Origin of the sequence: Mesorhizobium sp. M1E.F.Ca.ET.063.01.1.1 (assembly GCF_003998155.1) — a bacterium.
GTDB lineage: Bacteria > Pseudomonadota > Alphaproteobacteria > Rhizobiales > Rhizobiaceae > Mesorhizobium.
This window is the reverse complement of the sequence record NZ_RZSC01000203.1, coordinates 1-8894: the sequence shown is the minus strand read 5'-3', so window position 1 is coordinate 8894 and position 8894 is coordinate 1. Positions and strand designations below refer to the sequence as shown.

General features: G+C 66.6%; 11 protein-coding genes. 3 read left to right on the top strand and 8 right to left on the bottom strand.

The window, feature by feature from the left end:
* On the bottom strand, nt 1–138 hold a 138-nt coding region (locus EOA29_RS16335), incomplete at its 3' end, for a 50S ribosomal protein L19 (protein WP_127221148.1).
* A gap of 306 nt (nt 139–444) precedes the next feature.
* Between EOA29_RS16335 and EOA29_RS16330 the strand changes: the two genes are divergently transcribed.
* Entirely contained in the window at nt 445–1197 is a 753-nt protein-coding gene (locus EOA29_RS16330) for a sulfite exporter TauE/SafE family protein (RefSeq protein WP_126091200.1), read from the top strand.
* Here EOA29_RS16330 and trmD read toward each other — a convergent pair.
* Both trmD and rimM read right to left on the bottom strand, forming a co-directional pair.
* Nucleotides 1179–1880 (bottom strand): tRNA (guanosine(37)-N1)-methyltransferase TrmD, encoded by a 702-nt coding sequence (gene trmD, locus EOA29_RS16325; protein ID WP_126091199.1) that lies wholly within the window; start codon nt 1878–1880, stop codon nt 1179–1181. The genes EOA29_RS16330 and trmD overlap by 19 nt on opposite strands.
* A complete protein-coding gene (rimM, locus tag EOA29_RS16320) occupies nt 1877–2473 on the bottom strand; it encodes a ribosome maturation factor RimM (RefSeq protein ID WP_126091198.1) in 597 nt (198 codons plus the stop codon). Before rimM ends, trmD begins: the two co-directional genes overlap by 4 nt.
* Before the next feature lie 97 nt (nt 2474–2570).
* On the opposite strand from rimM, the gene EOA29_RS16315 reads away from it, so the two are divergent.
* Both EOA29_RS16315 and EOA29_RS16310 read left to right on the top strand, forming a co-directional pair.
* On the top strand, nt 2571–3509 hold the full coding sequence (locus tag EOA29_RS16315) for a tyrosine recombinase XerC (protein ID WP_126091197.1): 939 nt from the start codon (nt 2571–2573) through the stop codon (nt 3507–3509).
* A gap of 71 nt (nt 3510–3580) precedes the next feature.
* Entirely contained in the window at nt 3581–4645 is a 1065-nt protein-coding gene (locus EOA29_RS16310) for a TraB/GumN family protein (RefSeq protein WP_126091196.1), read from the top strand.
* A 303-nt stretch (nt 4646–4948) separates the two neighbouring features.
* Here EOA29_RS16310 and EOA29_RS41440 read toward each other — a convergent pair whose 3' ends face one another.
* The 5 genes from EOA29_RS41440 to odhB all read right to left on the bottom strand — a co-directional run.
* On the bottom strand, nt 4949–5092 hold the full coding sequence (locus EOA29_RS41440; protein WP_189350464.1) for a hypothetical protein: 144 nt from the start codon (nt 5090–5092) through the stop codon (nt 4949–4951).
* Between the two features lie 99 nt (nt 5093–5191).
* Entirely contained in the window at nt 5192–6598 is a 1407-nt protein-coding gene (gene lpdA / locus EOA29_RS16300) for a dihydrolipoyl dehydrogenase (protein ID WP_126091194.1), read from the bottom strand.
* A gap of 24 nt (nt 6599–6622) precedes the next feature.
* Entirely contained in the window at nt 6623–7378 is a 756-nt protein-coding gene (locus EOA29_RS16295) for an SDR family oxidoreductase (RefSeq protein ID WP_126091193.1), read from the bottom strand.
* Nucleotides 7375–7887, bottom strand: a complete 513-nt coding sequence (locus EOA29_RS16290; RefSeq protein ID WP_126091192.1) for a hypothetical protein — start codon at nt 7885–7887, stop codon at nt 7375–7377. Before EOA29_RS16290 ends, EOA29_RS16295 begins: the two co-directional genes overlap by 4 nt.
* A 35-nt stretch (nt 7888–7922) precedes the next feature.
* Nucleotides 7923–8894 (bottom strand): 2-oxoglutarate dehydrogenase complex dihydrolipoyllysine-residue succinyltransferase (odhB, locus tag EOA29_RS16285; protein WP_127221147.1); only part of this gene is annotated, 972 nt, incomplete at its 5' end.

Below are 8894 nucleotides of genomic sequence, written 5' to 3'. Positions count from 1 at the left end.
GGCCTGGACGCGGGTGCGGCTGCCTTCGGTGACGCGCACCTGGACGCGCACGGTGTCGCCGGGCTGGAATTCGGGCAGCTTGCGCTTGGCTTCGATCTTGGCGGCCTGTTCGGCCTCGAGCTGACGGATGAGGTCCATCTCAAAAATCCACTTCTTGTTCTTCCGACAGTCAGAGCGTCCTCAACTCGCCTTGCAGTTCCATTGACCGCTCGGCTATGCCCTTTGCCGAAAGCATTGGGCAGGGACGGCTACACCGCCATTGTTGACGGGTCCAGAAGATCGTTCTTCCGGTTCGGGCGGCCACATACCGCTATTTCGGCACTTTGTCACGTCTTTGAAGCACATTTTTTGCCTGCATGGCACCATCTTATTGTCGCCGTGTCGGTTGCGTCAGCCGCGCAAGCTTCCTAAGCGGGGAAAGGTCATTCCCTTGGTGTTTCCTCAATGACATTCTTCGATGCCGTCCTGCTCTTTGTCGCGGGTTTTGCTTCGGGCGCCGCCAACGCGGTAGCCGGCGGCGGCACCTTCCTCACCTTCGGCGCCATGACGCTGGTCGGACTGCCGCCGATCGCCGCCAACGCCACCTCCTCGGTGACGCAGCTGCCAGGCTACATCACCTCGACGCTCGCCTATTGGACCGATATCCGGCATTTCTGGCGCGGCGCGCTGCTGCTTTGCCTGATCTCGGCCCTCGGCGCGCTGGCCGGCTCGCTCATACTGCTGGCGCTCACCAATCCGTCGTTCCGGGCGCTGGTGCCGTGGCTGCTAATTGCCGCCACCGCCCTGTTCGCCGCCGGGCCGTGGCTGAAACCGGCGGCCGGGCCGGAGCACCAGGCCTCGGTCGGCTCGCTTGCCGGTTCGCTCGCGCAGTTCGCGACCGCGGTCTATGGCGGCTTCTTCGGCGCCGGCATGGGCGTCATGATGCTGGCGACCCTCGGCCTGACGCAAGCCGGCGACTATCATCGCCTGAACGCTTTGAAGAACATGCTGTCCATCGTGATCGCGGTCGTCGCCATTCTGGTCTTCGTTTCCGGAGGCGTCGTGGCCTGGCCGCAGGCGATCGTCATGATCCCGGGCGTCGCGCTCGGCGGCTATGCCGGAGTGTGGATCGCCAAGCGCGTGCCGCAAGGCGTGGTGCGCGGCTTCGTCGTCGCCGTCGGCCTGCTCCTGGCCTTCTACTACTTCACCAAGGGCTGAGTGCCCGCCAGCAGATCCGGCCGCCGCTCCCTGGTCAACCTAATCGCCTCGGCGCGCCGCCATTCGGCGATCTTCCTGTGGTTGCCGGAGATCAGCACGTCGGGGATCGGCCTGCCCTCGAATTCCTGCGGCCGCGTGTAGTGCGGATGCTCGAGCAGGCCGTTCTCGAAACTTTCTTCCTCGCCGGAGACGGCGTTGCCCATGACGCCGGGCAGCAGCCGCACGACGGCGTCGAGCAGCACCAGCGCCGCCGGCTCGCCGCCCGACAGGATGAAATCGCCGATCGAAACTTCCTCCAAATCGCGCGCCTCGATCAGCCGCTGATCGACGCCCTCGAAGCGGCCGCACAGGATCACCGCGCCAGGCCCCGCGGCGAGCTTGCGCACGCGCGCCTGGGTGAGTGGCCTGCCGCGCGGGCTCATCAGCAGCCTTGGACGTTCGTCGCCCTGCGGCGAAACGTGATCGATGGCCTTGGCCAGCACGTCCGCGCGCATCACCATGCCGGCGCCGCCGCCGGCCGGCGTGTCGTCGACGGTGCGATGCCTGTCGGCGGCGAAATCGCGGATCTGGATCGCCTCCAGCGACCAGGTGCCGGCTTCAAGCGCGCGGCCCGCGAGCGACAGGCCGAGCGCGCCCGGAAACATTTCGGGATAGAGCGTCAGCACCGAGGCGGCAAAGCTCAACGGTTGCCCCCGGCATCCTTCGGTCCGCGCGGCCGGCCTTTCGGATCGAAGCCGGAATGGCCTGGCGCCTCGCCATCCTCGTCGTCGACCAGACCCGCCGCCAGCGGATCGACCTGAACAAAGCCGTCGGCGATCGACACATGCGGCACCGCGGCCTGGGTGAACGGGATCAGCACGCCCTTGCGGCCGGCGAGCGTGACGTCGAGAATGTCGCCGCCGCCGAAATTGTGCACGGCGACAACCCTGCCGATGGCGCCTGTTTCGTCCCTGACCTCCAGGCCGATCAGGTCGGCGTGGTAGAATTCGTCCTCCTCGCCGTCGTCCGGCAGCACCGAGCGGTCGACGAAGAGTTCTGTGCCGGCAAGCGCCTCGGCGGCGTTGCGGTCGTTGACGCCCTTGAAGCGCACCACCACCACCGTGCCGGCCGGCCTGATGTCGAGGATCTGGAAGGCTCGGCCGTCCTTGGCCTGGAGCGGCCCGTAGTCGGCGAGCGCCAGCGGATCGCCGGTGAAGGTCTTCACCCGCAATTCGCCCTTGATGCCATGCGCGGCGCCGATCACGGCCATCTGGACGGGGTTCTCGAGCTTCGACATGGCGTCACTTCCTTTGCCCTGCTCTACCCCCCTATGGCTGTCATTTCAATGACGCGCTCTTCACCGGTTCCTAACCTCCCCGCCGGAAAATGCCGCCATGCAGGAATTCCTCATCCCGGCAAAGCCCGACCTCCAGGCGGCGCGCGAGAACTGGCTGAAGATGCTGGCGCGCGAGCGCCGGCTGTCGCCCGAGACGGTCGAAGCCTATGAGCGCGACACGCGCCAGTTCCTGCACTTTTTGACCGGACATTGCGGCGGTCCGCCCGGCATCGCCGATATCGCCGACCTGCGGCCGGCCGATCTGCGCGGCTTCCTCGCCGCGCGCCGCAATAGCGGCGCCGGCGCCCGCACGTTGGGACGCGGCCTCGCCGGCATCCGCTCGCTGCTGCGCTTTCTCGAACGGCGCGGCCTCGTCAACGCGGCGGGTGCGGCAGCACTGCGCGCGCCGCGCCAGCCGAAATCGCTGCCCAAGCCGCTGACGGCGAGTGATGCAAAGCAGGTCGTCGGCGTGGAGGGGCAGCTGGCGGAAGAGCCATGGATCGCCTCACGCAACGCCGCCGTGCTGACGCTGCTCTACGGCTCCGGACTGCGCATCTCCGAAGCGCTTGGGCTCACCGGCGCCGATCTGGCCACGGAAGCCGACACCGTGCTGCGCGTCACCGGCAAGGGCGGCAAGACAAGATTGGTGCCGGTGCTGCCGGTGGCGCAGCGAGCGGTTGCCGAATACCGGCGGCTCTGTCCCTTCCATATCGACCCCAAGGGCCTGCTGTTCCGCGGCGCCCGCGGAGGGCCGCTGAACCCGGCGATCGTCCAGCGCGAGATGGCGAAGCTGCGCTCGGCACTGAACCTGCCGGACACGGCGACGCCGCATGCCTTGCGCCATTCCTTCGCCACGCATCTGCTTGGCCGCGGCGGCGACCTGCGCACCATCCAGGAGCTGCTCGGCCACGCCAGCCTGTCGACCACGCAGGTCTATACCGGCGTCGACACGGCGAGGCTGCTCGATATCTACGAACGGGCGCATCCGCGTGCCTGAGCGGAACCGCAGCGAAAATTTCGGTCGCCCGGTTAACCGTTTTGCCGCTTTTTCAGCTTAAGAAGCTCCTCATGAAACGCGTCATCGCCATCGCCGACCGCGCGGCTCTTGTCTCGTTGAAGCTGCTCGCAGCGCTCAACGTGCTGTTTTTCCTGTCGTTTCTCATCGTCCTGCTGCTGGCCGGCAGGGCGCATGCCGAGGCTCCCGCCTGCGGCGGCTCCGATCTGCTGGCAAGTCTGGCAAAGAGCGATCCCGCTGCCTTCAAGAAGGTCGAAGCCGAGGCGGCCGCCGTTCCCAACGGCAAGGGTCTGCTGTGGAAGCTGAAGAAATCAGGCGAAAAACCGTCCTATCTCTTCGGCACCATGCACATGACCGACGCGCGCGTCACCACGCTGCCGGCCGCGGCGCAGAAAGCCTATGACGGCGCCGACACCGTCATCATCGAAACCACCGAAGTGCTCGACAAGAGCAAGATGATGGCGGCAATCGCCGCAGAGCCCGGCCTGATGATGTTCACCGACGACACCACGCTGTCCTCGCTGCTGTCGCCCGAGGACGCGGCGGTGCTGAACAAGGGGCTCGATGCGCGCGGCATTCCGCCCGCGACGGTCGCCAAGATGAAGCCGTGGATCCTTTCGGCCATGGTGGCGCTTCCCGCCTGCGAAGTGGCGCGTCAGACCGCGGGAGCACCGGTGCTCGACGTCAAGCTGGCCACGGACGCAAAGGCGAACGGCAAGGCGGTCGAAGGTCTGGAAACCGTTGCCGGTCAGCTCCGCGCCATGGCTTCGCTGCCGCTCGCCTTCCACATGAAGGGGCTGGTCGACACGCTGAGGCTCGGCGACAAGGCCAACGACCTCAACGAGACCATGATCGTGCTCTACCAGCGTGGCGAGGTCGGTATGTTCTGGCCGCTGTTTCGCACCGTCTTGCCCGATGCCGAAAACGACCAGGCCGGCTATGCCGCCTTCGAACAGACCATGATCACCAGCCGCAACAAGGTGATGGTGGAGCATGCCGAGCCGATTCTGGCCAAGGGCAACGTCTTCATGGCGGTCGGCGCGATGCATCTGCCGGGGCCCGAAGGACTGGTCGAGGATTTCCGCAAGGCAGGGTATAGTGTTACCGCCGTCAACTGAGTCGTCTGGCGGCTGGGGAGCGGAAAACGCCGTTTTTTCAGCGCTTTCCGTCCGCCTGCGTGAAACCGATTGCGGGATCGCGCGTTGATGGCTGTTGATTGAAGCCTTTCATTCCAAGGAGGACACCTTTCATGGCGAACCCTAACGACCCCTTCACCCCTCCGAGCACGCCCCCCTCGTCGGGTGGCGGCGGCAGCGGGTGGCTGATCGCCCTTGTTGTCATTATCCTGGCCATTGTTGCGTATTATGTTTTTGGCAGAAGCGGCGGCGAGAAGGCCCCGGCACCCGCCGAGCCGCCGGCAGCTACGACGCCGGCTCCGGCGCCCGCACCGGCTGAGCCGGCGCCCGCAACGCCTGCTCCTGCACCTGCACCTGAACCGGCGCCCGCACCGGCACCAGCGCCCGCTCCGGCCCCAGCGCCGGCACCTGCCCCGGCTCAGTAATCAAGCCAAAGCTCAACGACAAACGGCCCGCCGAAAGGCGGGCCGTTTTGGTTGGTGGAACCACGCCTTCGATGGGCGTTCGGCGCCGGCGCGTGGCGCGCAGCTAAATATGGATCGGCTTGAAGAACGTCGCCAGCGCCGCTTCCTTCACCGCTTCCGACATCGTCGGGTGCGCGTGGCAGGTGCGGGCGAGGTCTTCCGAGGAGCCGCCGAATTCCATCAGCACCGCGGCCTCGTGGATCATCTCGCCGGCGCCGAAGCCGACGATATGGACGCCGAGCACGCGATCGCTGGCCTTGTCGGCCAGGATCTTCACGAAACCGTCGGTGTGCAGCATGGCGCGCGCGCGGCCGTTGGCGCTGAACGGGAACTTGCCCGCCTTGTAGTCGATGCCGGCCTTCTTCAATTCCTCCTCGGTCTTGCCGACGGAGGCGATTTCCGGGCTGGTGTAAACGACGCTCGGGATGACGTCGTAGTTCACATGGCCGGCCTGGCCGGCGATCGTCTCGGCCACCGCCACGCCCTCGTCCTCGGCCTTGTGCGCCAGCATCGGCCCCGCGATGACGTCGCCGATGGCGTAGATGCCGGGCACGTTGGTCCTCAGATGCCCGTCGGTCTTGACCCGGCCGCGCTCATCGACATCGACGCCCGCTTCCTTCAGCCCCAGGCTGTCGGCATAGGGGCGACGTCCGGTGGCGACCAGCACGACGTCGGTCTCGATGGTTTCGGCCGCGCCGCCCTTGACCGGCTCGAACGTCACGCTGGCGCCCTTCTTGGTTTTGGCCACATCGGTGACCTTGGCCCCTAATTTGAACTCGAAACCCTGCTTGGACAGCAGGCGCTGGAACTGCTTCGACACCTCGCCGTCCATGCCGCCGAGGATGGTGTCGAGGAACTCGACGACCGTGACCTTGGCGCCAATCCTGGCCCAGACCGAGCCGAGCTCCAGCCCGATGACGCCACCGCCGACCACCACGAGGTGGCCGGGCACCTTGGCCAGCGACAGCGCGCCGGTGGAAGACACGATCACCTTCTCGTCGAAGTCGACCTTGACGCCCGGGATGCCGGCGACGTCGGAGCCGGTGGCGATGACAATGTTCTTCGTCTCGAGCTCCTCGACCTTGCCGTCCTCGCCGGTCACCGACACCTTGCCGGCGGAAACCACCTTGCCGGTGCCGCGGAAGCTGTCGATCTTGTTCTTCTTGAACAGGAAGGCGACGCCGTTGACGTTGGACGCCACCGTCGCATCCTTGTGCGCCAGCATCTTCTTCAGATTGAGCTTCGGCGCGCCGACCTCGACGCCGAGCGCATCGAAGGCATGGCCGGCCTCGGCGAACATCTCGGAGGCGTGGAGCAGCGCCTTCGACGGGATGCAGCCGATGTTGAGGCAGGTGCCGCCGAAGGTGGCGTTCTTCTCGACCACCGCCGTCTTCAGGCCGAGCTGCGCCGCCTTGATGGCGCAGACATAGCCGCCCGGTCCCGATCCGATGATTACGACGTCATAAGCCATGAGACTGTCCTTCTTATCCGGCCTTCAGCGGCCGCCGCTCACATTGAGGATCGCGCCCGTTACATAGGAGGCCGCGTCCGACAGAAGATAGAGAACCGCGCTGGCGACCTCATCGGCCGTGCCCGCCCGTTTCATCGGCAGCATGTCCTGCATCCGCGCCACGCGGTCCGGCTGCCCGCCGGAGGCATGGATCTCGGTCTCGGTGATGCCGGGGCTGACCGCGTTGACGCGGATGCCTTCCAGCGCGACTTCACGCGCCAGCCCGATCGTCAGCGTGTCGATCGCGCCCTTGGAGGCGGCATAGTCGACATATTCGCCGGGCGAGCCGAGTCTCGCCGCCGCCGAGGACAGATTGACGATAGCGCCGCCCTTGCCGCCGTGGCGGGTCGACATGCGCTTCACCGCCTCGCGGGCGCAGAGGAAGGAGCCGACGACGTTGATGCGCATCATGCGCTCGACCCGCTCGGCACTCATCTCGTCGACACGCGCCTTGACGTCGACGATGCCGGCATTGTTGACGAAAGCGTCGAGCCGGCCGAAGGCTTTGTCCACCGTTTCGAACATCGCGATCACATCGGCTTCGTCGCCGATGTCGCCCCTGACCGCGAAGGCCTCGCCGCCGGCGGCTTCGAGCTCGGCGACGAGCGCATCGGCGGCAAGCTGGTTGGAGACATAGTTGACCGCAACGCGATAGCCGGCCTGATTTGCCTGCCGGCAGATGGCGGCGCCGATGCCGCGGCTGCCGCCGGTGACCAGCAGCGTCTTCTTGTGCGTGCTCATTCCTGGCAGCCCTTCAGGGTAAAGACGTCCCACGGCACTTTGGAGAAGCCGGCTGGACCGTAAGCGGCCGACATCTGCAATGACGGCCCGAGATCGGGAAAGATCAGGCTTTTCGGCGCATCGGCGCCCTCGGCCGGCAGCAGGCCGACGCCGCCCTTCTCATCCGCCCTGTAGATGACGCCTTCCCAGACCGTGCAGGCGGCAAGCTCCTCGCCGGTGACGTCGCCGGTCGGGCACTTGTACATCAGCGAGCCGTGCGGGCGCGAGGCGGAGCCCTCGGTCCACATGGCGATGCCGTCGAGCACGGTATTGTTGTCGAGGATCATGCGGAAGCTGTTGGTGATCGTCGCCGAGGTGCCGGTCGGGGTGAAGTCGATCTCGGCGCCGCTTTGCGCCTCGCCATAGACGGCGAGCTGGATCGGGCATGCGGCCTGGGCATCGGCCGCCACGAGAGCCGCGCTGGCCGCAAGCACGACCGGTCTGGCGGCGCCAAGCAGACGGGCTGTCATTCGCCGCCCCGATCGCGCGCCGCCACCCTGGCCACTCAGAGATCGAGCACCAGACGCTCGGGATCCTCCAGGCTTTCCTTGACGCGCACGAGGAAGGTCACCGCTTCCTTGCCGTCGACGATGCGGTGATCATAGGAGAGCGCCAGATACATCATCGGGCGAATGACGATCTGGCCGCCGACCACCATCGGCCGCTCCTGGATCTTGTGCATGCCGAGGATGCCGGACTGCGGCGCATTCAGGATCGGCGTCGACATCAGCGACCCGTAAACGCCGCCATTGGAGATGGTGAAGGTGCCGCCTTGCATGTCGGCAACCGAGAGCTTGCCGTCGCGCGCGGCGAGCCCCAGCCGGCCGATCTCCTTCTCGATCTCGGCAATCGACATCTGGTCGGCGTTGCGCACCACCGGCACCACCAGTCCCTTGTCCGTGCCGACGGCGACGCCGACATGGGCAAAATTCTTGTAGATGATGTCGGTGCCGTCGATCTCGGCATTGACGGCCGGGATCTCCTTCAGCGCATGCGTCACCGCCTTGGTGAAGAAGCCCATGAAGCCGAGCTTCACGCCATGCTTCTTCTCGAACACGTCCTTGTACTTGGCCCTGAGCGCCATCACCGCGCTCATGTCCACCTCGTTGAAGGTGGTGAGCATAGCGGCGGTGGACTGCGCCTCCTTGAGGCGGCGCGCGATGGTCTGGCGCAGCTTGGTCATGCGCACGCGCTCCTCGCGCGAGGCGTCGTCCGGCGTGGACGGGGCGCGGACAGCGACGGGCGCGGGCGCCGCTCTCGGCGCCTCGGCCGGCTGCGACGGCGCGCCCTTGGCGATCGCGTCGAGCACGTCGCCCTTCAGCACCTGGCCGCGCTTGCCCGAGCCGGAGAGCTGGTCGACCGAGAGATTGGCCTCCGCGATCAGCTTGGCGGCGGCCGGCGCCGGCGGCATGGTGCGCGGCTCGATCGGGCCGGCGACGCCGGCCATCTTGGCGGTCTCGGCCACGGCCTGCTTGAC

Bases quoted from the DNA above. Each gene is read 5' to 3' on its own strand.
- rimM (WP_126091198.1), bottom strand. From the start codon at position 2,473: ATGTCGAAGCTCGAGAACCCCGTCCAGATGGCCGTGATCGGCGCCGCG.
- EOA29_RS16310 (WP_126091196.1), top strand. From the start codon at position 3,581: ATGAAACGCGTCATCGCCATCGCCGACCGCGCGGCTCTTGTCTCGTTG.
- EOA29_RS16315 (WP_126091197.1), top strand. From the start codon at position 2,571: ATGCAGGAATTCCTCATCCCGGCAAAGCCCGACCTCCAGGCGGCGCGC.
- EOA29_RS16295 (WP_126091193.1), bottom strand. From the start codon at position 7,378: ATGAGCACGCACAAGAAGACGCTGCTGGTCACCGGCGGCAGCCGCGGC.
- lpdA (WP_126091194.1), bottom strand. From the start codon at position 6,598: ATGGCTTATGACGTCGTAATCATCGGATCGGGACCGGGCGGCTATGTC.
- EOA29_RS16330 (WP_126091200.1), top strand. From the start codon at position 445: ATGACATTCTTCGATGCCGTCCTGCTCTTTGTCGCGGGTTTTGCTTCG.
- EOA29_RS16290 (WP_126091192.1), bottom strand. From the start codon at position 7,887: ATGACAGCCCGTCTGCTTGGCGCCGCCAGACCGGTCGTGCTTGCGGCC.